Annotated in this window: 17 protein-coding genes; 9 read left to right on the top strand and 8 right to left on the bottom strand. The window is 56.3% G+C overall.

Annotation, left to right across the window (positions count from 1 at the left end; translation table 11 throughout):
* Positions 1–8 precede the first annotated feature (8 nt).
* The 7 genes from hmgA to AC2FLB_RS15395 all read left to right on the top strand — a co-directional run bounded on the left by hmgA (position 9) and on the right by AC2FLB_RS15395 (position 6,670).
* The gene (hmgA, locus tag AC2FLB_RS15425; protein ID WP_496709576.1) at positions 9–1,364 is read left to right on the top strand and encodes a homogentisate 1,2-dioxygenase; all 1,356 of its coding nucleotides are present in this window, start codon (positions 9–11) and stop codon (positions 1,362–1,364) included.
* A 65-nt stretch (positions 1,365–1,429) separates the two neighbouring features.
* Positions 1,430–2,686: a fumarylacetoacetase gene (fahA, locus tag AC2FLB_RS15420; protein ID WP_282022216.1), complete on the top strand. Its 1,257-nt coding sequence runs from the start codon at positions 1,430–1,432 to the stop codon at positions 2,684–2,686.
* A 10-nt stretch (positions 2,687–2,696) separates the two neighbouring features.
* Positions 2,697–3,647 carry an MBL fold metallo-hydrolase gene (locus AC2FLB_RS15415; protein ID WP_496692094.1) on the top strand — a complete coding sequence of 317 codons (951 nt, stop codon included), beginning with the start codon at positions 2,697–2,699 and terminating at the stop codon, positions 3,645–3,647.
* A 127-nt stretch (positions 3,648–3,774) separates the two neighbouring features.
* Positions 3,775–5,385, top strand: a complete 1,611-nt coding sequence (locus AC2FLB_RS15410) for an FAD-dependent oxidoreductase (RefSeq protein WP_496692093.1) — start codon at positions 3,775–3,777, stop codon at positions 5,383–5,385.
* A 5-nt stretch (positions 5,386–5,390) separates the two neighbouring features.
* Complete coding sequence (locus tag AC2FLB_RS15405) at positions 5,391–5,588, top strand: DUF2783 domain-containing protein (protein WP_142639098.1); 198 nt, start codon at positions 5,391–5,393, stop codon at positions 5,586–5,588.
* Between the two features lie 19 nt (positions 5,589–5,607).
* Positions 5,608–6,246, top strand: a complete 639-nt coding sequence (gene maiA, locus AC2FLB_RS15400) for a maleylacetoacetate isomerase (RefSeq protein WP_282022213.1) — start codon at positions 5,608–5,610, stop codon at positions 6,244–6,246.
* A gap of 88 nt (positions 6,247–6,334) precedes the next feature.
* Positions 6,335–6,670, top strand: a complete 336-nt coding sequence (locus tag AC2FLB_RS15395) for a DOPA 4,5-dioxygenase family protein (RefSeq protein WP_281973544.1) — start codon at positions 6,335–6,337, stop codon at positions 6,668–6,670.
* On the opposite strand, the gene AC2FLB_RS15390 is transcribed toward AC2FLB_RS15395, so the two are convergent.
* Positions 6,667–8,295: an acyl-CoA synthetase gene (locus AC2FLB_RS15390; RefSeq protein WP_282022212.1), complete on the bottom strand. Its 1,629-nt coding sequence runs from the start codon at positions 8,293–8,295 to the stop codon at positions 6,667–6,669. The two genes, AC2FLB_RS15395 and AC2FLB_RS15390, sit on opposite strands and share 4 nt — an antisense overlap.
* 243 nt (positions 8,296–8,538) lie before the next feature.
* On the opposite strand from AC2FLB_RS15390, the gene AC2FLB_RS15385 reads away from it, so the two are divergent.
* Both AC2FLB_RS15385 and tnpB read left to right on the top strand, forming a co-directional pair.
* Positions 8,539–9,930 carry an aminotransferase family protein gene (locus tag AC2FLB_RS15385; protein WP_496709575.1) on the top strand — a complete coding sequence of 464 codons (1,392 nt, stop codon included), beginning with the start codon at positions 8,539–8,541 and terminating at the stop codon, positions 9,928–9,930.
* Positions 9,931–10,577: 647 nt separating this feature from the next.
* Positions 10,578–10,931 carry an IS66 family insertion sequence element accessory protein TnpB gene (tnpB, locus tag AC2FLB_RS15380; RefSeq protein ID WP_496692091.1) on the top strand — a complete coding sequence of 118 codons (354 nt, stop codon included), beginning with the start codon at positions 10,578–10,580 and terminating at the stop codon, positions 10,929–10,931.
* Between the two features lie 106 nt (positions 10,932–11,037).
* On the opposite strand, the gene AC2FLB_RS15375 is transcribed toward tnpB, so the two are convergent.
* From AC2FLB_RS15375 to AC2FLB_RS15345, 7 genes are all read right to left on the bottom strand, one after another.
* Positions 11,038–12,615 (bottom strand): arylsulfatase, encoded by a 1,578-nt coding sequence (locus AC2FLB_RS15375; protein WP_496692090.1) that lies wholly within the window; start codon positions 12,613–12,615, stop codon positions 11,038–11,040.
* Between the two features lie 71 nt (positions 12,616–12,686).
* Positions 12,687–13,526, bottom strand: coding sequence for a DUF302 domain-containing protein (locus AC2FLB_RS15370; protein WP_496692089.1), 840 nt, complete (start codon positions 13,524–13,526; stop codon positions 12,687–12,689).
* Between the two features lie 35 nt (positions 13,527–13,561).
* Complete coding sequence (locus tag AC2FLB_RS15365) at positions 13,562–13,942, bottom strand: DUF4345 domain-containing protein (protein ID WP_496702829.1); 381 nt, start codon at positions 13,940–13,942, stop codon at positions 13,562–13,564.
* A 588-nt stretch (positions 13,943–14,530) separates the two neighbouring features.
* Positions 14,531–14,962 carry a glyoxalase superfamily protein gene (locus AC2FLB_RS15360; protein ID WP_281973536.1) on the bottom strand — a complete coding sequence of 144 codons (432 nt, stop codon included), beginning with the start codon at positions 14,960–14,962 and terminating at the stop codon, positions 14,531–14,533.
* Complete coding sequence (locus AC2FLB_RS15355; RefSeq protein WP_496709574.1) at positions 14,959–16,350, bottom strand: MATE family efflux transporter; 1,392 nt, start codon at positions 16,348–16,350, stop codon at positions 14,959–14,961. Before AC2FLB_RS15355 ends, AC2FLB_RS15360 begins: the two co-directional genes overlap by 4 nt.
* Before the next feature lie 340 nt (positions 16,351–16,690).
* Positions 16,691–19,066, bottom strand: a complete 2,376-nt coding sequence (locus AC2FLB_RS15350) for a thiamine pyrophosphate-binding protein (protein ID WP_496709573.1) — start codon at positions 19,064–19,066, stop codon at positions 16,691–16,693.
* A gap of 11 nt (positions 19,067–19,077) precedes the next feature.
* On the bottom strand, positions 19,078–20,283 hold the full coding sequence (locus AC2FLB_RS15345) for a methionine gamma-lyase (RefSeq protein WP_496692084.1): 1,206 nt from the start codon (positions 20,281–20,283) through the stop codon (positions 19,078–19,080).
* Between the last annotated feature and the right edge of the window lie 50 nt (positions 20,284–20,333).

Here is a 20,333-nt window from a genome sequence, read left to right as displayed (position 1 = left end):
AGCCAAGGATGAACCATCCGACAGACCCGCATAAAATGATCCAGGCCAGTACGCCCTCTGGCACCCATCCGGGCTATATGCCCGGCTTTGGCAATGATTTCGAAACCGAGGCCCTACCCGGTGCGCTGCCGCAGGGCATGAACAGCCCGCAACGCTGCAACTATGGGCTATACGGCGAACAACTGAGCGGCACTGCCTTTACCGCCAACCCACCCGAGCGCACCTGGTGCTATCGTATCCGCCCTTCGGTGAAGCATTCGCATCGCTACGATAAGATCGACCTGCCCTATTGGAAATCGGCGCCTTGTGTTGACCCAGATGTTACCAGCCTGGGCCAGTATCGCTGGGACCCCGTCGCTCATACCCAAGATGGGCTGACATGGCTGACAGGCATGCGCACGATGACCACAGCAGGGGATGTGAATACGCAGGTCGGGATGGCCAGCCACATCTATCTGGTCACCGAATCGATGGTGAATGACTATTTCTTCTCGGCCGATTCCGAATTGCTGGTGGTGCCGCAAGAAGGCCGCCTGCGCTTTGCGACCGAGTTGGGGATCATCGACCTTGAGCCCAAGGAAATCGCCATTCTGCCGCGCGGGTTGGTCTATCGGGTTGAGGTTCTTGAGGGCCCTGCCCGCGGCTTTGTCTGCGAGAATTACGGGCAAAAATTCGAACTGCCCGGACGCGGCCCGATCGGCGCCAACTGCATGGCTAACCCACGAGATTTCAAGGCACCTATCGCGGCCTATGAAGACCGTGAGGTACCATCGACCGTCACCGTCAAATGGTGCGGGCAGTTCCACACCACAAAGATTGGGCAAAGCCCGCTGGATGTAGTCGCCTGGCACGGCAATTATGCCCCGTACAAATACGACCTGCGCACATATTGCCCGGTGGGGGCGATCCTGTTTGACCACCCTGACCCGTCGATCTTCACCGTACTCACCGCGCCGTCTGGACAGCCGGGCACAGCCAATATCGACTTTGTCCTGTTCCGCGAACGCTGGATGGTGGCCGAAGATACGTTCCGTCCTCCGTGGTACCACAAGAACATCATGTCCGAGCTGATGGGGAACATCTACGGCCAGTATGACGCCAAACCACAGGGCTTTGTTCCCGGCGGCATGAGTCTGCACAACATGATGTTGCCGCACGGACCTGACCAGGATGCCTTTGACAACGCGTCGAATTCGAACCTTGGACCGGATAAGTTGGATAATACGATGTCCTTCATGATCGAAACCCGGTTCCCGCAGCATCTGACATCATTTGCAGCGACCGAGGCCCCGCTGCAGGATGATTACATTGACTGCTGGACGTCGCTTGAGAAAAAGTTCGACGGTACACCGGGCAAGAAATAATACCGATTGAGGTCGCAGATTTTTCGACGAAAAATCTTGGCCCCTGACAGAGGTTTGGAGACAAAATGCCATTGAAGAAATCCTGGGTGAGCTCGGCCAATTCTGCCGATCACCCTTTTCCTTTGAACAACCTGCCTTATGGCGTGTTTTCGACAGGCGGCGAAGACCCGCATTGTGGTGTTGCAATCGGCGACATGATCCTTGATGTCACAGCTGCCGAGGCCGAGGGCCTGGTCGTTCTGGACGACGAACCGCTGTTCGACCTGCCTTTCTGGAACCCACTGATGGAGCAAGGCCCCGCCGTTTGGGCCGCCCTGCGCAACCGTCTGATGGATCTGCTGGCCGAAGGCAGCGCGGCACAAGAGGACGTCGCGCCTTTGCTTGTGGCGCAGGCAGATGCCGAGCTGCACATGCCTTTTGCCGTCAGCGAATATACCGATTTCTACGCCGGTCGGCACCACGCCCAAAATGTCGGCACCATGTTCCGTGGACCAGAGAATGCATTGCCCCCTAACTGGCTGCATATTCCCATCGGGTATAATGGCCGGGCGTCTTCGGTCGTGGTGTCGGGAACAGATATCCGCCGCCCCTGGGGTCAGTTGAAATCCCCCGATCAGGACCTTCCGGCCTTCCTTCCCAGCCGTCGTTTCGACATCGAGCTTGAGATGGGCGCCATCGTGGGCACACCCTCTGACGGACCAATTTCCGTGCAAGAGGCCGACGACAATATCTTTGGCTATGTCCTTCTGAATGACTGGTCCGCCCGCGATATTCAGGCGTGGGAGTATCAGCCGCTTGGGCCGTTTCAGGCCAAGGCAACCGCAACGTCGATCAGCCCATGGATCGTGACCAAGGCGGCGCTGGAACCTTTCCGCTGTGACACGCCCGAGCGGGATTTTGAGTTGCTGGCCCACCTCAAAGAACCCGGCCCGATGCTGTATGACATTGATCTGTCGATCACCATGGCCCCGGACGGCAAGGCCCCGACGACCATTGCGCGGACAAACTATAGTCAGATGTATTACTCCGCCGCGCAGCAACTGGCCCATCATACGACCTCGGGCTGCCCGATGAACACCGGCGATCTGCTGGGGTCCGGCACCATCTCTGGCCCGACAAAGCCCGAGCGCGGTTCGATGCTGGAGCTCAGCTGGGGCGGGAAAGAGCCGCTAACGCTGGAGACCGGCGAAAGCCGCAGCTTTATCGAGGATGGCGACACGCTGACCCTGACAGGGGCGGCCAAGGGGAAAGGGTACACGATCGGATTTGGCGAATGTGCCGGAACCGTGCTGCCCGCTCTCGAAAACCCATATTCGCGATAAGGAACCAGAAATGGCCAAGGCATTTGCGTCCCAAGGGGACATGTCGGAAAAGAAAATCTCGTTCACCGAGGTAGGAGACGGGCTTTATGCCTTTACCGCCGAAGGGGATCCGAATTCGGGCGTCATCATCGGTGATGACAGTGTCATGATTGTCGAGGCACAGGCGACGCCCCGTTTGGCCAACAAGGTAATCGAATGCGTGCGCTCGGTCACCGACAAGCCGATCACGCATGTGGCGCTGACCCATTATCACGCCGTCCGTGTTCTGGGTGCCAGCGCCTTTGGGGCGCAGCAGATCATGATGTCAGACATGGCCCGCGCGATGGTGGTGGAACGGGGACAGGAAGATTGGGACAGTGAGTTCCAGCGTTTCCCGCGCCTGTTCGAAGGGCACGAAAGCATTCCCGGTCTGACCTGGCCCACGACCACGTTCAGCGACACCATGACGGTATATCTGGGCAAACGTCGGATTGACCTGATGCATCTGGGCCGCGCACATACAGCAGGCGATATCGTGATCCATGTACCCGATCAGAATGTGATGTTTACCGGTGACATCGTCGAGTATCACTCGGCCTGTTACTGCGGCGATGGGCATTTCGGCGACTGGGGCGATACACTGGATGAGATCAAGTGGTTTGATGTCGACGCCATTGCGCCAGGCCGTGGCGATGCCCTGGTCGGCAAGGACATGGTCAATGCAGCCATCGAAAACACCCGCGATTTTGTCGACAGCACCTATCGTCCAGCAGCCAAGGTCGCGGCGCGCGGAGGAAGCCTGAAAGAAGCATGGGACGCGGTGCGCGCCGAATGCGACCCGAAATTCGCCGATTACGCGATCTATGAACACTGCCTGCCCTTCAACGTCGCCCGTGCCTATGACGAGGCGCGCGGGATCGACACCCCGCGCATCTGGACCGCCCAACGAGATCTGGAGATGTGGGAAGCCTTGCAGAGTTAAGGACATACGGTCGCATTTGATCCAGATCGTTTTTCGCAGGACGGATTAGTGAGACCCTGGGATCGGGACCACTGAGCCTGAACGGCTGGTGGAAAGGACCCTCAGCGCAGCGCAATGGGAGAGCCCCATGAACAAGATCTTCGAAATACCGCTTTACGCCTACGCGCGAAATCCCGATCAGGACGCCGTAGCCCCAATACGCCACAAGGTGATCGTCATCGGCGCCGGGCCAATCGGCTTGGCCACAGCTATTGATCTGGCACAACAGGGCGTTGAGGTTGTCGTTCTAGACGAAAATGACAAGGTCAGCTTTGGCAGCCGGGCCATCTGTTTTTCACAGCGCACGCTGGACATAGCCGACAGGCTTGGATGCGCAGAGCCCTTGGTCCGGAAAGGTGTTCTTTGGGATACCGGCAAGGTCTTTTTCGACACAAGACAGATCTATGAATTCAATTTGCAGCCAGAACAAGGCTATGCCAATCCGGCATTTATCAATCTGCAGCAATATCACCTAGAACAGATCCTTGTGGACCGCTTGCGCGCACTCCAAGCTGAAGGCGCGCCAATCGATATTCGCGGCCGCAATAGGGTCGAGGCGATCGGCACCCATGAGGACCATGTCACGCTTGAGGTAGAGACCCCCGAAGGCCCCTACAACATAGAAGCCGACTGGTTGATCGCCTGTGACGGCGCGCACTCTCCGGCCCGCAGGATGCTCGGGTTGGATTTCGACGGGCGCGTGTTCGAAGATAACTTCCTGATAGCTGATGTCGTGATGGAGGCTGACTTTCCTTCCGAACGCTGGTTCTGGTTTGATCCACCGTTCAACAGGGGGCAATCCGCCCTGCTTCACAAACAGCCTGACAATGTTTGGCGCATTGACCTGCAACTGGGTTGGGATATCGACAAGGAACGGGAAAAACGGCCCGAGAATGTGATCCCGCGCCTCAAGGAGATGCTGGGCGAAGATGTCGAATTCGATTTGGAATGGGTCTCGATCTATACCTTCCAGTGTCGCCGGATGGAGCGATTCCGGTATGGCCGGGTCCTGTTTGCCGGCGACAGCGCCCATCAGGTTAGCCCGTTTGGTGCGCGTGGGGCCAATTCGGGTGTGCAGGATTCGGACAACCTGTGTTGGAAGCTGAAGCTGGTTATCGACGGAAAAGCGCCCGATTATTTGCTGGATAGCTACAGCCATGAACGGGTGCAGGCCGCTGATGAGAATATTGCCTATTCCAGTCGCTCGACCGACTTCATCACGCCGAAATCCCAGATGTCCCGCCTGTTGCGCGACGCCGTTCTTGACCTGGGCGAGCACTACGAATTCGCGCGCCCTCTGGTGAATTCCGGCCGTCTGAGCACACCTTGTACCTATGCGGGCTCGTCGTTGAATTCCGCAGATGCGCTGAACGGGCCAGATATTACCCGTCCCGGCGCTGCGTGCCCGGATGCCCCCCTCGGCGCCGCGTTCCTGCTGCCGAAACTCGCGGGCAAGTTTACCCTTTTGACGATTGACGCCGACGCACCAGACACTCTTGAGGAAGACGGGGTTCAGGCAACCCGCTTGGCGTTGTCCGTTAAGGACGATCCGACCCTGGCGCTCAAGCGCCGCTATCTGGGGGATGCCACCAGCGCGGTTTATCTGATCCGTCCCGATCAACACGTGGCCGCCCGCCGTGATACGTACGAAGAAAACGCATTCCGGCAGGCGATCCGCAGGGCCACCGGTAAGGAGTAAGCGAGATGACCCAACTGATCCTCACCCCTAATCTGGACAATGCAGATGATTTCTATTTTGAACTGATCGCCGCCCATGACGGGCTGGATAAAACCGACAGCGACGCGCTGAATGCGCGGTTGGTACTGGTGCTAGCCAACCATATCGGAAATGCCGAGGTGTTGTCTGAAGCCCTGAAAGCCGCCAAGCTGAACGAGAATTGACGTAAACAGGAGGCCAGCGATGAGTGGCGTAGTTCTGTATGATTATTGGCGCTCGTCGGCCAGCTACCGGGTGCGGATCGCGTTAAACTTGGCTGGCATCACCTATCGTGCGGTGTCTGTCGATCTTGTCGCCGGAGATCACAAATCTGACGCTCATCTGAGGCGCAACCCGCAGGGGCTGGTTCCTGTGCTTGAGATTGACGGGCTGCGGCTGACGCAATCTTTGGCAATCATCGACTATCTGGACATGACACGGGGTCTGGGGTTGCTTCCTGCGGAACCCGGTATCCGCGCACAAGCACTGGCGCTGGCACAAACCATCGCCATTGATCTTCACCCAGTCTGCAATTTGTCAGTCGCACGCCATGCAACCGCGCTCAGTGGGAATGCAGAAGGCATGCCTGGCAACTGGATGAACCATTTCATACGACCAGGTCTGCTTGCGTTCGAAGCCCAGTTGGGCGGTTTCCAACAGACCCCATATTGCACTGGACCGCAGCTAGGGCTGGCTGATCTGTGCCTGATCCCACAGATGTACAATGCCCGCCGCTATCAGGTCGATCTGACCGACCTGCCCCGTATCCTGGGCGTCGAGGCCGCCTGCGCCAAACACCCAGCCTTTGCCGCAGCGCATCCCGATCAACACGCCCCCACCTGATCCTCTGCACAGGGTCTGTGTGACGATGCGAATGGGAATTGCCTGACCCCTGCCTTACGTTCTTCAAAACAAAATGCAGGAGGCCCCAATGCCCGAAATCATCGGCTATCACGCCCATGTCTATTTCGATGCAGAAACGCAGGATACCGCCCGGCAGCTCTGTGAAGAAGCAGTGCGCCTGTTCCCAGTTGCAATGGGGCGGATGCACGCCCGCAATGTAGGCCCACATCCAAGGTGGAGCTGCCAGTTGGGCTTTGCAGCCGACGCATTTGATCAGGTCATTCCCTGGCTGACGCTGAATCGGCAAGGGTTGACGATATTCACCCATCCCGAAACCGGCGAGCATCTAGCAGACCACCGCGACCGCGCCATTTGGATGGGTGAGATGCTGGATCTGGATCTGTCGATCTTCGACCAGCCTTAACCCAATGCCTTCGCCTGATCTCTCAGCTTGAACTTCTGAATCTTGCCGGTCGAGGTCTTTGGCAAAGGACCGAAGACCACCGTCTTAGGCACCTTGAAATGGGCCATGTTGTCCCGGCAGAACGCGATGATCTCTGCCTCTGTCGCTTGCCCATCTGGTTTGAGTTCAACAAAGGCGCATGGTGTTTCGCCCCATTTGTCATCGGGGCGGGCGACCACGGCGGCCTCCATCACGGCGGGGTGCTTGTACAAGATATCCTCAACCTCAACCGATGAGATATTCTCACCTCCTGAGATGATGATATCTTTGGACCGGTCCTTGAGTGCGACATATCCATCCGCATGCATCACCCCAAGATCGCCCGAGGCGAACCAACCGCCCCGGAACGCCTTGTCCGTGGCATCGGAGTTTTTGAGATAACCTTTCATGACAACATTGCCCTGCATGAAAATCTCACCCAGCGTCTCGCCATCCGCAGGCACGGGTTCCAACGTATCCGGGTCGGCCACCATAAGGCCGGACAGGGCCGAATACCGCACACCCTGACGAACCTTCAAAGCGGCGCGTTCTTCGCCTTCTTTGCTGTTCCATTCATCCTTCCAGGCGCAGACCACGGACGGACCATAAGTCTCGGTCAGGCCATAGACATGGGTAACCTCGATCCCCATATCCTCCATCTTCTTAACCACAGCCGCCGGAGGTGGAGCGCCTGCGGTCATCACTTTGATCTCGTGATCGAAATCCTTAAGGTGATCGGGCGCGTTGGCCAACATGTTCAGAACAATCGGCGCACCGCAGAAATGCGTGACCTTCTCATCCCGGAAGGCGGCATAAATCGGCTCATCCCGAACCGCCCGCAGGCAAACCGAGACCCCTGCATTTGCCGCCATGGCCCAAGGGAAACACCAGCCGTTGCAGTGGAACATCGGCAAGGTCCACAGATAGACTGAATGCCGGGGCATGCCCCAGTCCAGCAGATCAGATTGGGCATTCAGGGCCGCACCGCGGTGATGATACACAACCCCTTTTGGATTGCCTGTGGTGCCCGAGGTATAATTAAGCGTGATCGCATCCCATTCATCCGCTGGCAGGGACCATGCGAACTCGGGATCGCCTTCGGCCAAGAGCGCATCGTAAGTCAGACTGCCCTGTTTCTCGCCACCATCAAAGCTGGGATCCTCGATATCGATGACGAGAATATCGTGATCAACCTGTTCCAGTGCGTCTTGCACAACCGTAGAAAATTCCGGATCGACCAGCAGCACCTTGGTTTCCGCATGGTTCAGGATGAAGGCAATGATCGGCGCGTCCAGCCGGGTGTTAATCGCGTTCAGCACGGCGCCGGCCATGGGAACGCCAAAATGGGCCTCGTACAGTTCGGGGATGTTTGCTGCGATGATCGAAACTGTATCTCCTCGCCCTATTCCACGCCTATCCAGAGCGCTCGCCAGTCGACGACAACGGGTATAGGTTTCGGCCCAGGAATACCGGCGGACGCCATAAACAACTGACGGGTAATCAGGGTAGACCTGCGCCGTCCGTTCGATAAAGCTTAGCGGTGACAGCGGCGTATAATTCGCCTGACATTGATCCAAGTGGCGTTCATATATGTTGGCCCCTGTCATCTGCGGATCCTCCCAAATCGCAAGTTGCGCGAATTGAACACAAACATAGTCCCATGACAAACCCGTAGAAATACGGGCTGAGGCGGCCAAATAACCGTGCTGTGCCCGACTGGCGATACGAACCTACCCGATCTGGCCCTATCTTGTACTGGCCATTCACGCTGATCTGAGCCATCGAATATACAAGCCGAGGCGACACCGCCTCTGCAAGATGTGCACACGCTAATTTTGAAAGGACATGTCATGGACGGCACGTTCAACGAAAACGATCTTTCCCGCGTCGTCGAAGCCGACCGCGCCCATATTTGGCACCACTTGATCCAGCATAAACCCTTTGAAACCAACGACCCGCGCATCATTGTCGAAGGTAAGGGCATGCGTGTCTGGGATCAAAAAGGCAAAGAGCATCTGGACGCTGTATCGGGCGGCGTATGGACTGTGAATGTCGGCTATGGCCGCGAATCGATCTGTAAGGCGGTTTACGATCAGCTGATGAAGCTGTGCTATTTCGCCAACTCGGCGGGCTCGATCCCAGGTGCTTTGTTCGCCGAAAAGCTGATCGAGAAAATGCCTGGCATGAGCCGCGTGTATTACACCAACTCGGGCAGCGAGGCGAATGAGAAGGCGTTCAAGATGGTTCGCCAGATTGCCCACAAGAAATACGGCGGCAAGAAGACTAAGATTTTGTACCGTGACCGCGACTATCACGGCTCGACCCTGGCAGCGATGTCGGCAGGTGGTCAGGACGAGCGCAACGCGCAGTACGGGCCTTTCGCCCCCGGTTTCATCCGCGTGCCGCATTGCATGGAATACCGCAAGCACGAGCTGGACGGCGCGCCCGAAGAGAATTTCGGCGAATGGGCCGCGGATCAGATCGAAGAGGTGATCCTGCGCGAAGGCCCCGATACGGTTGGCGCCCTGTGCCTTGAGCCCGTGACAGCCGGTGGCGGCGTGATCGAAGCGCCAGAGGGTTATTGGCAGCGTGTGCAGGAGATCTGCAAGAAGTACGACATCCTGCTGCATATTGACGAGGTCGTCTGTGGCGTTGGCCGCACCGGTACCTGGTTCGGGTATCAACAATATGGTGTGAAGCCGGATTTCGTGACCATGGCCAAGGGTGTCGCCTCGGGCTATGCCGCCATCGCCTGCATGGTGACCACCGAGGAAGTCTTTGACATGTTCAAAGAAGACGCCTCGGACCCGATGGGCTACTTCCGCGATATCTCGACATTTGGTGGCTGTACCGCCGGTCCAGCGGCCGCGATCGAGAACATGCGGATCATCGAGGATGAGAACCTTCTGGCCAACTGTGTCGCTATGGGTGACCGGATGACGGGCAACCTTCAGGCGCTGATGGAAAAGTACAAGGTCGTCGGCGACGTCCGCGGCAAGGGCCTGTTCCTGGGTGCTGAGCTGGTCGCAGACCGCGCGTCCCGTGAGCCGGTCGATGAAAAACTGGCGCAGGCCGTTGTGGCCGACTGTATGGCGCAGGGCGTGATCATCGGCGTCACCAACCGCTCGGTCCCCGGTCGGAACAACACTCTGTGCTTCTCACCAGCGCTGATTGCCACCGCGGATGACATCGACCAAATCACCGATGCTGTCGATGGCGCACTGGGGCGTGTATTCGGCTGACACCGATAGCAGTCTCTTAGGATGAGACCATGAAAACCGGCGCTGCTTGCGCCGGTTTTTTTCTCAATACGGATGCCCAAACCCTTAATATGCGACCGGATGTTCCCGCTCAGTGCTGAATGTCGGCGGCCCGGATTGTAGAATCCGTTGATGTATTCGTTGAGCGTAAGCGTTGCAACTGACCCCTGAATTAGCCCCTGATCTGCCTCTTGTTTCCATGGCATATTGTCTAAAACGAGAGGCGGCAGCAACGAGGCAAGTTCCGCAATCATTCTAAGTCTATGGTTTCACCATTTAGGTGCATGCGGGAGGACGCCGTGTCTGGCCACCCGGCTTCAAGCGGTTTGTCAAAACCAAACTTGATCTCGGTGAACTGACTGTTGGTGACATCATGGAGGATTGCAACGTTTCGCAATCCCTCGTCTACAAATGGAGGTCAGGCGTGAAATCTTCACGGGTCAGAAGCGTCGCGCGGAACGAAGAACAAATTTTTTCGAAGGTTCTAGTTAACGAAAAGACGCAGCCAGGCCGTGATCCAGAAACTGACAATCGCAATCTTCTGGCGCACCGGGAAAGCACCATGCCTTTCCTGCCAATTATCCGGTGAACTGTTTGGTCAAAATTGCACTCGCGATGGATAGCCATTCATGATTTCACCAGCTGGCAACTTTAAATTCTACGCCGCCACCAAGCCAGTCGATTTTCGTAAAGGTATGGGTGGTTTGGAGGCGATCGTACTGAATGAATTCGATCTCGATCCATGCTGTGTTGCCATATTTGTTTTCCGTTCGACACGCACGGGCCGGCTGAAGCTCATAGTTTGGGACGGGGCGGGTCTTGTGCTGATCTATAAGCGGATCGGGGGTGAAGGTTTTGAATGGCCACGCGTCAGTGACGGGGTGATGACGATGACCAAATCGCAGTTTGAGGCCCTATTCGAAGGGCTTGATTCGAAGCGTGTGATAACGCGCTCTTCGGACTGCAATCAGTCCCTGATGTGAATAGCAGCGAACGGCGATACCAAGCCCAAAGCAGAATTTTGAGAGATAGTGGAAGGAGCACTCCGCCGTCACCACGGCGAAGTGCTGAATTGTGTGTGTCTAGTCGTTATTGAGACATCCCGCCTTCGCTGGAAACCTGTTTCTCAACTTGGCTTTGATTGGCCAGGTCAGAGCCACGCGGCGGGAACTCTTGGAATGTCTGAAGGTGTTGCTGCACCAGTCGCGCAGCAGGTCCAAACGCCCACATCTTCTGCCCCATCCATTTGGTATACATCCCGGATTCTTCGGCGGCCTTTTCATAAGGGTCGCGGCGCAGATTAAACAACATCGGCGCATTTAATTCTTCTTTTGGTCCGGCCCAGCCATGCTCTTGGATTACGAAATGGGCTTTCCAGTCCCTGTAGCGGACGGCCTGAAGGCTCGTGCCTTCGTAGTAGATGATTTCGTCGCGGTTGCTTTCGGCACCTCCCGTCAAATACGACAGTTGGTTGTATCCGTCCAAATGTGCTGTGTAGCCTTCATATCCAGACAAGAGCGCCTCGGGCAGGTTGTCAGGGCCACCTGCCGCTGCCACCAGCGTCGGCATCCAGTCCATACCGGACATAATGCCGTTTGCAACGCGTCCAGCAGGAACATTGCCGGGCCATTTGATAATCGCCGGAACGCGGAAACCACCTTCCCAGGTTGTTCCTTTTTCCCCGTGAAATGGTGTCGTGCCACCATCCGGCCAGGTCATCGTTTCAGGGCCATTGTCAGCAGTGAAAACCACAATTGTGTTGTCAGTGACACCCAGCTCGTCAAGCCGCGCCATCACTTTGCCCACATTGTCGTCAAGCTCTTGCATCACAACGTCCTGCAGCCCACGCCCATCGCCCAGCATGTCTTCGTATTTGGGGCTCAGGTGCGTCCAAACATGCGCTCTGGCCGGGGCCATCCATACAAAAAACGGTGTGTCCGCTTCGACAGCGCGATCAATAAAGTCGATCGTCTTTTCGGTCACCTCATCATCGAGCGTCTTTTGACGCTCGGGCGGCGCGGGTCCATCGTCCAGGATGCGCTGATTGCCGACCACGCCCCAACGCGGATCCACCGTTTCATCCAGTTCTTCGGTTGCAAAGGCATGTATGATGTTGCGCGGACCGAATTGGGCATTAAATTCGGGATCGTCTGGCCAGTCAGGGTCCGACGTATATTCCATCGCATTCAAATGGTAGAGCCAGCCCCAGTACTCGTCGAAACCTTTTGTTGTTGGCAAAAACTGGTTCTGGTCGCCCAAGTGGTTTTTCCCGAATTGACCGGTGGTATACCCCAAGGCCTTTAGCATGTTTGCAAGCGTGGGGTCTTCATTGCTCAGACCCACGGGATCACCGGGAAGACCAACAGTGTGCATCCCGACACGTACAGGAAACTGACCCGTCAAAAACGCAGCGCGACCTGCGGTACAGGTCGGTTCCGCGTAGTAGTCCGTCAGCCGCGTTCCCGCTTCGGCAAGCTGGTCCAGGTTCGGTGTTTTGATGCTTTTGACGCCTTGGTGGTAGCTTCCCAAGCTGGCCCAACCGACATCGTCAGCCATGATCACCAAAATATTTGGCTTGTCCTCTTGAGCAACTGCACTTGCGGCGACAGCAACCGAAGCGACGACCGCTCCGACGAAAGTGCGCGCGATTGATAAGCGTTTCTGCATGAATCATCCTTTCTTGCATCGTATCGGGGTCGTCTGGTCGTCCTCATAGCCCCAAATTCATAAGCGCGTAATTACTGTACAGCAGCGGAAAATGTCGCGCTTAAACGTTTGTTGAGCATCGCGTGTGGCTCGATTGAGCTACCATAGTAGAGCTGTGCAAAGGCGGCGATGTCGTTGAACAGAACCACAGCGTTGCCATCTGTGCCTTCATAGACAAGCAGTTTCTGGCAAAAGGCATCAAGACCGATCGCCGGGTAATCCGCCATTGCGACTCCACCGGGCGCTGGCCCCCCGAACAGCAGCAGCTTTGCGGCGGGAAGGGCAACGTCAAACGCGGCAGCTTCTTTCATAAAATCGATCTCGCCGAACCAAATTGTATCTGTTTGCGCGGTCACTGCTTTTTCGAGGCGCGCAACCGTTTCGGCAACGCCATACGCCGACGCAATTTCAATAATGCCAAAATCACGCTCGACAGCATCGGTGGGAATCGGGCTCGGATCTGCGCCATCTACCGCGCGCAGTACCGCTTGCAGGCGCTCATCAAAGGCAGCAAGGGCCGCTGACCCCTCAAGTCCGTGACGTTTGGCGATGAATGCAGAGGACGTGTAAGACAAGGACGGCTTAGCCTCGTCGCCGTATGACAACACCCTGAAGGGCAGATCCAACCCCGCACGAATGTTCTCGCTCAGGATGGCAGCGTTCACGCCGGGATCAGAGAAAAGCAAAACTCTCGACGGTGGCATCTCCACGCCTTCGCCAGCCGCCAAACGGGCATGATCTATCTCGATCACCCTTGCCATTTTGGCATCTGTCACCGCCTCTGCCACTGCTTCGAACAAAATATCGGTGTCGGCTTGCAGTGTATCATCTGCATCGGCGGAGATCGGAGTTAATGCCAGCGCAGCGGCCAACAGAGTGTTTCGGATACCCAAGTTGACCCTCCTGATCAAACCGCGCCTTGTTGACGCAAACGAAGCAGAGCCAAAGCTGCGAAAAGGATTTCTGCCAAAAAGTAGAACACCAGCAAGAAATTTGGCAAGCCATCGACCAAAAAGCTCAGCAGTCGGCCAGCGGCGAGCCCGGCCATGAAGAGGAACAGGCTCCAAAGGGCGGCGTTTGTAAGGGCGGGCTTGAATGCCCCGGCAATCCAAAACATCAACATCGCCAGATACAGCCCCATAATTGCCCGGAAGATGTGGGTGAGCTCTGTCGTGTCGACTGGAAATCCCAGCAACATCGGCACACTCGCCGACGGCATCGCGCCATAAGACAGTGCGATCGGGAACAACCCAACGGATGCGAGCAACAAAACAAAACGGTCAGACAAGGAATTTCCCTTTTGGCTGCCTCTACAAGAGCCAGATAGAATATACTTTCAATTCCGCGTTAGGCAACTCAGAACCATGGTCAATTTCCTTACCGCCGGAAACTTACGCGGGACGTTAGGATAATACCGCAGGCACGACCTGCATATCAGGCTTTGTCCCCAACTCAGTCACGCATGTACCACGAGACGTATTACCGCTTCGTCCCGCGACTTGATCCTTAGTCCACCCGTTGATGTTGCTTGCGCAGCGAATGGCCGGTCTGGTGAAGCGGCGCTGTCGAGGAAGATGGATGTCTCCTTTGGGCCATCTGCTACGATGCTAGTTCTGCGAAACTGGCAGATGCCGCGCCGCATCTGAGGTCGGCACTGAGCCCAACCTGTACCTTCGGTATTTTTGCTGCGCGCGCTCGCAGCACGAAAATCGCCGTAAGAGGTCAGGTTCCGCCGCCGCAGGGCAGCGGCAAAATCTGCCATTCGTCGATTGCGCAGAATTTTTAATACGACATATTCACAGGTTGCAAGACAAGACGGCCATCGGCTTCAATCGCGCCAACAGCCGCTGACAAATTTAAGAACCGGATTTCCCTGTCAGCATAAATTGATTTGAAGGTGCGCCTGCCCGTCGCTTGTCCGTTCAACAGAATGTCCTTTGGGACCAATTACACCACGAATGCGCGAGCGGAAATTTGAGAAGCCTTCGGATGTGACAACGTCTACGGCTTCATCCAAGTGCACCTCTAACCGGAACCATCCTGGTTTCATGATCGAAATAGAGACCACATGCCCCGTGAACGGTTGCGATAGATACGTTCCGCTGACCTTGTCACCGATGGCCCATCCCTTGGGTGGTCCGTTTCCGATGGCTGCAAACATCGTGTTCCAATCGCGGAACCCGTGTTGGTGGGCGACCAACTCGAGGGACTTGGCATGGCCAATCGATGCACCTTCCTCGGTCAATTTTGTGCGCAAACGCTTAGCTTGATCCTTAGCTTGCGTAGCTGACGGAAATTGCGTGTTCATGACGCCACTCCTTTTTTGGTGTGGAAAATGCCCCATTTTAGCTCTGGGTCTTGGGCGGAGAGCCAAAGCACTACAACAGTGAGACCCAACATCATCACTTCGGCCAGCGGGCCCGCATACCAGATGCCAACTTCGCCAAACCAGAGGGGCAACAGGAACGTCAACGGGATCGCAAAGGCATAAGGTTTTGTCAGCCCTAGAAGGGCTGCCTTTCCTGCAGATCCAATCGCCTGAAAATAGGTCGCAATCATCATCAACGGGCCCAACAGGAAAAAGACACATGTCATTACCGGCAAGATGCGCGCAACCTCTGCAATGACCGACGTGTCGTCTACAAACGCGCTCGCGATCCGGCTAGGCATGCTAATCACAACGACCTGCACGATTGCGCAATAAACAAACGCGACCCAAAGTGCCATGCGCAGGCTTGCATCTGACCTTTGCCAAAGTTCAGCACCATAGTTGTTGCCCGTGATCGTCTGCATTGCAAACGACAAGCCCAGAAGTGGCAGGAAAGCAAAGGTGATGACCCGCGTGATGATCCCGTAAGCAGTAATTGTGTCGGCGTAACCCGGGCGACCAATCCATTGGAGGGCTGAGATAATCGCGGCCGACCCGAGAGCTAGTCCAATGAAATTGAGGCTTTGTGGTGCACCCAGTGCGAGGATCCGCCCCCATTTTCCGCATACGGAATGGGACAGCAAGGTCGCAGGACGCAGCGATGTTTCCCCAAACAATCGGAACGCAAATATGATCGCAAACGCGAGCGCTTGTGCCGCCGCTGTGCCATAGGCTGACCCAGCTACGCCCATGTCCAGAACGGCGATGAGTACGTAGTTGAACCCGATGTTTGCAATCGAAACCAGCAGGCTCATCGCGGCCATAAAGCCCACGCGCCCTTCGTTGCGCAGCGCATCAGAATTTACCGACAACACGAACAAAAGCGGTGAGAAGAACACCGTAATCCGCAGGTAGACCAACCCCATTTGCGCCAAAGTCTCTGACCCACCAGCGGCCAGCAATGCAACTGGCTGGCCCAATAGAAGGAACAACACTATCAGAACTGCGCCCAATCCAATTGCCAGCCCATGTGCGCCAGCAAACGTGGCACGCGCGCCGTTCATGTCACCCGCGCCAAGGGATCGCGCCAGAAGGCTCGACATGCCGTTCGCCACAAGCGTGGAAAGCGCCACAATCAACATGTAGATCGGGAACATCAACGTGACCGCAGCCAGCGCATCAGGGCCTACATAAATGCCCAGAAACAGCGCATCTGCAACAGACAGAAGCCCATTCATCCCCATCACGAAAATGATCGGGAGTGCGGTCCTAAAGTAGATGGTGCCAAGCGGCCCATCGGTGAATGTATTGGTGGGGGTATCAGTCATGTCCCATATCTCTCTTGCCTGATCGCGCAATTTGAGATGGGACCCGCATTACCATCCGCGCGATATGCGGAAAGAGGTAGATAGAGAATTAAGTCGCAGAACTTAACCAAGACAAAAGTCAGCGGGAGGCAGGCGTCCACAGCCTGTACGTTGGCTAATCTGATATTTTTCTGTCGTCAAGCGGTTAGTCTGCATCCGATTTTGCGGAAGCTGACTTACGCCGCGTTGCAGAAAAATTGGTAAAATGGGCTCTTACCACCAGTTGAAGCGCTCCGCAGAGAGTGGCGACAGGAGAGCCCATAGATACAGACGCAGCAACGTGTACCAATGTCTGCTGTTGCTATGCTATAGCCACAATCGGAGGGATTTTACGACCATGGGACAATTCGCCAGCTGATTGGATCAACGCGTTGGCGTCAATGCGGAAATGACGGTACAAATCCGCAATAGACCCGGTTTGGCCGAAATGCTCCACACCGTGCGGAATCGTTTTGTGGCCATGAACGGCACCCAACCAGGACAAAGTTGCCGGGTGTCCGTCGATCACTGTGATCAATGCGCAGTCGCGCGGCACATCTGCCAGCAGCGTTTCGATATGTGCCTCAGCGCCCCGAATGCCATTTGCGCGCGCCCGTTGCGCTGCAGTCCAGCCGGCGTTCAACCGGTCGGCAGAGGTCACGGCCAGAACGCCGACATCCCGCCGCCCCTGGGCGATATGGCCCGCTGCCCTGATGGCCTCCTGGGCAACCGCGCCCTGATAAGCAATGACAACTTCGCAGTTCGGTCCCGGTTTGCGTAGCCAATAGGCACCGTCGATGGCCCCCTGACGGAAATCGTCATCCACGCGTTTACCGGGCTGCTCAATCGGGTTGGTCGTCAGACGTAAATAGACCGAACCGCCGGTCTCGTCGCGCAACCACGTGCGTTCATCGGGATCTCCCTCGCCATCTTTTTGCATATAGGCAAAGGCCCATTCCATGATGACCGCCAATTCATCCGCAAAGGCGGGCTCAAATGCGGCCAACCCGTCTTGCGACATGCCAATCAGCGGCGAAGCGATTGATTGATGCGCCCCGCCTTCCGGCGCCAAAGTGACGCCAGAGGGCGTGCCCACGATCATGAAACGGGCATCCTGATAACAGGCGTAATTCAACGCATCCAAGCCACGGGACACAAAAGGATCATAGACCGTTCCAATGGGAATGAGCCTTTTGCCAAAAACCGAGTGCGAAAGCCCTGCCGCCGCCAGAAGCAAAAACAGGTTCATTTCAGCAATGCCAAGTTCGATATGCTGACCATCTGGTGTAAACTCCCACTTCGCGGTGGAGGGGATATTTTCAGCCTTGAAAGTGTCGGATTGATGGGTGCGCGCAAACAGTTTCCTGCGATTGACCCAAGGGCCAAGATTGGTTGTGCCGGTCACATCCGGAGAGGTCGTCACGATCCGCTCGGCCAGCGCGCTGTTGCCTTTGGACAGGTCATCCAGAATCTTGCCGAATGCCATTTGAGTCGAGATTTCACGACCCGGATCCAACTCAACTGAGGGGACGTCGATAACGTCATCTGAGTATCGGCGCGGCCCGCTGGCGAAGAAGGGCGTCTTTGCCAGCATTTTCTCAAACGCTGCCGGGTCTGCGATGGTGGCAAAGCGCTCCCATTCATCACCTTCAGTAACACCCATGAATTTCTTCCATTCGGCCATCTGAGTCTTGTTCATCAACCCACCATGGTTGTCCTTGTGGCCAGCAATCGGCGTCCCCCAGCCCTTGATCGTATAGGCAAGGAAACAGACCGGGCGGTCGTGATCTATTGCGGCGAAGGTATCTGCCATGGTGGTGACGCAGTTCCCACCCAGATTTTCCATCAGAGCGGCCAGTTCATCATCGCTGCGCGCATCAAGCAACGCGCTTACGTCGCCTTGATCGCCGAGGGTTTCCATCAGTCGCTCGCGCCACACCGCGCCCCCCATGAAGGTCAGTGCCGAGTAGAGCTGGTTGGGGCACTGATCAATCCATTGACGCAGCTTCTCTCCGCCCGGCTCTTTAAACGCAGCGCGTTGCAAAGCGCCGTATTTAACCCGCACAACATCCCATCCGAAGGCGTCAAAGATTTTCTCAATCCGTTGGAACAGTCCTTCACGCACGACACCGTCCAATGACTGGCGGTTATAATCAATGATCCACCAGCAATTACGCAGATCGTTCTTCCATCCCTCTTGCAGGGCCTCATAGATATTGCCTTCGTCCAGCTCAGCATCGCCAACCAATGCGATCATGCGTCCAAGCTTTTGCGTATCGCCCCAGGATTTGGCCTGTACATAATCCTGCACAAGTGACGCAAACGAGGTGATAGCAACGCCAAGGCCCACCGAACCGGTCGAAAAATCCACGTCATCGATATCTTTCGTGCGGGAAGGATAGCTTTGCGCGCCACCAAATCCGCGAAAGTTCTCCAACTTCTCACGGGTCTGGTTTCCCATCAGATACTGAATCGCGTGAAAGATCGGCGAAGCATGTGGTTTGACAGCAACCCGGTCTTCCGGGCGCAGGGTCTGAAAGTAAAGCGCAGTCATGATCGACACCATCGACGCCGAAGACGCCTGATGCCCGCCAACCTTGATCCCGTCAGCCTTGGGCCGAATGTGGTTCGCATGGTGGATCATCCAGTGGGACAGCCACAGCAGACGTTGTTCAATTGTCTTGAGATCAATGGACATGGTCAATTTCCTTAAGCTGCGCTGCGGACAGGGGGTCTTGGTAAGGCTTGTTCGAGATCGTGGATCACGTCGTCGATCCCCTCCAGACCAATGGAGAGGCGGACCAGCCCATCGCTGATGCCATGTGCGGCGCGTTCTTCAGGCGTATAGGTAGAGTGGGTCATGCTGGCCGGGTGCTGCACCAATGTTTCAGCATCTCCCAATGATACGGCGCGGGTGATCATTTGCATACTGTTCATCATCGCGCGCCCTGCTTCCAGACCGCCATCCAGTTCAAATGCAATCATGCCGCCGAATTTGGACATCTGCCGCTGCGCGACATCATGCTGTTCGAAACTGCTCAGTCCCGGATACCAGACCTTTCGCACACCGGCGGATTGCTCCAGATATTCGGCGATAGTCGCAGCGCTGCTGCAATGCCGATCCATGCGCAATTCTAGTGTCTTGAGGCCGCGCAGTATGAGCATCGCGTTAAACGGGGCCATGACCGCGCCGGTCATATCCTTCATCCCATAGAGGCGGATTTCAGTCACCAGCTCGGCCGATCCGGCCAGCAACCCTGCAACAACATCTCCGTGACCGCCTAGATATTTCGTCGCCGAGTGCAGAACGATATCTGCGCCATGTTTGATTGGCTGGGTCAGATAGGGCGTGGCATAGGTATTATCCACCACCACGTAGGCGCCGTTGGCATGGGCAATGGCTGATACAGACTGGATATCTACAAGGCGCATATTCGGATTGGCGGGTGTTTCAAAATAGACCACCTTGGTTTTTCCGCTGATCGCCGCTGTCAGGTTTTCCGGCTCCGTCAGATCCACATGGGTCACTGTCACACCGAATTTTGCCAGCCCGTGCCGCATGAAGGAAAATGTGCAGCCATAGAGCGTCTTGTCGAGAATGACCTCATCCCCCGGGGCAAGAAGAGTCCACATCGTTGCGGTGATCGCCCCCATCCCCGAGGCCAGGGCCAATCCTGCCTCTGCCCCCTCAAGCACCGCGATGCGTTGCTCCAGCAAATCGCAAGTCGGGTTCGAGATGCGCGAATAAACATGCCCTGCCTGCTCGCCCGCGAACATCGCTCCGCCTGCTTCCGCGGTTTCGAAAGCGAATGTCGAGGTCAGATGCAGCGGAGGCGTCAACGCACCTTCGTTTTCCATCGGGTTATAGCCATGGTGAATGGCAAGAGTGGAAAAGCTGTCGGGGCGGTTGCGCATTGGGTGACTCCTTGGTTTTCAAGAAGCAGAGTATGACGACACGAGTGGCA

It is taken from the genome of Ruegeria sp. CDSA236 (assembly GCF_059611285.1).
This window is presented reverse-complemented; position numbering and strand designations above follow the sequence as displayed.

Bases quoted from the DNA above. Each gene is read 5' to 3' on its own strand.
- AC2FLB_RS15390 (WP_282022212.1), bottom strand. From the start codon at position 8,295: ATGACAGGGGCCAACATATATGAACGCCACTTGGATCAATGTCAGGCG.
- tnpB (WP_496692091.1), top strand. From the start codon at position 10,578: ATGATTTCACCAGCTGGCAACTTTAAATTCTACGCCGCCACCAAGCCA.
- AC2FLB_RS15375 (WP_496692090.1), bottom strand. From the start codon at position 12,615: ATGCAGAAACGCTTATCAATCGCGCGCACTTTCGTCGGAGCGGTCGTC.
- AC2FLB_RS15395 (WP_281973544.1), top strand. From the start codon at position 6,335: ATGCCCGAAATCATCGGCTATCACGCCCATGTCTATTTCGATGCAGAA.
- hmgA (WP_496709576.1), top strand. From the start codon at position 9: ATGAACCATCCGACAGACCCGCATAAAATGATCCAGGCCAGTACGCCC.
- AC2FLB_RS15410 (WP_496692093.1), top strand. From the start codon at position 3,775: ATGAACAAGATCTTCGAAATACCGCTTTACGCCTACGCGCGAAATCCC.
- AC2FLB_RS15350 (WP_496709573.1), bottom strand. From the start codon at position 19,066: ATGTCCATTGATCTCAAGACAATTGAACAACGTCTGCTGTGGCTGTCC.
- AC2FLB_RS15355 (WP_496709574.1), bottom strand. From the start codon at position 16,350: ATGACTGATACCCCCACCAATACATTCACCGATGGGCCGCTTGGCACC.
- AC2FLB_RS15385 (WP_496709575.1), top strand. From the start codon at position 8,539: ATGGACGGCACGTTCAACGAAAACGATCTTTCCCGCGTCGTCGAAGCC.
- AC2FLB_RS15360 (WP_281973536.1), bottom strand. From the start codon at position 14,962: ATGAACACGCAATTTCCGTCAGCTACGCAAGCTAAGGATCAAGCTAAG.
- AC2FLB_RS15405 (WP_142639098.1), top strand. From the start codon at position 5,391: ATGACCCAACTGATCCTCACCCCTAATCTGGACAATGCAGATGATTTC.
- AC2FLB_RS15415 (WP_496692094.1), top strand. From the start codon at position 2,697: ATGGCCAAGGCATTTGCGTCCCAAGGGGACATGTCGGAAAAGAAAATC.
- maiA (WP_282022213.1), top strand. From the start codon at position 5,608: ATGAGTGGCGTAGTTCTGTATGATTATTGGCGCTCGTCGGCCAGCTAC.
- fahA (WP_282022216.1), top strand. From the start codon at position 1,430: ATGCCATTGAAGAAATCCTGGGTGAGCTCGGCCAATTCTGCCGATCAC.
- AC2FLB_RS15345 (WP_496692084.1), bottom strand. From the start codon at position 20,283: ATGCGCAACCGCCCCGACAGCTTTTCCACTCTTGCCATTCACCATGGC.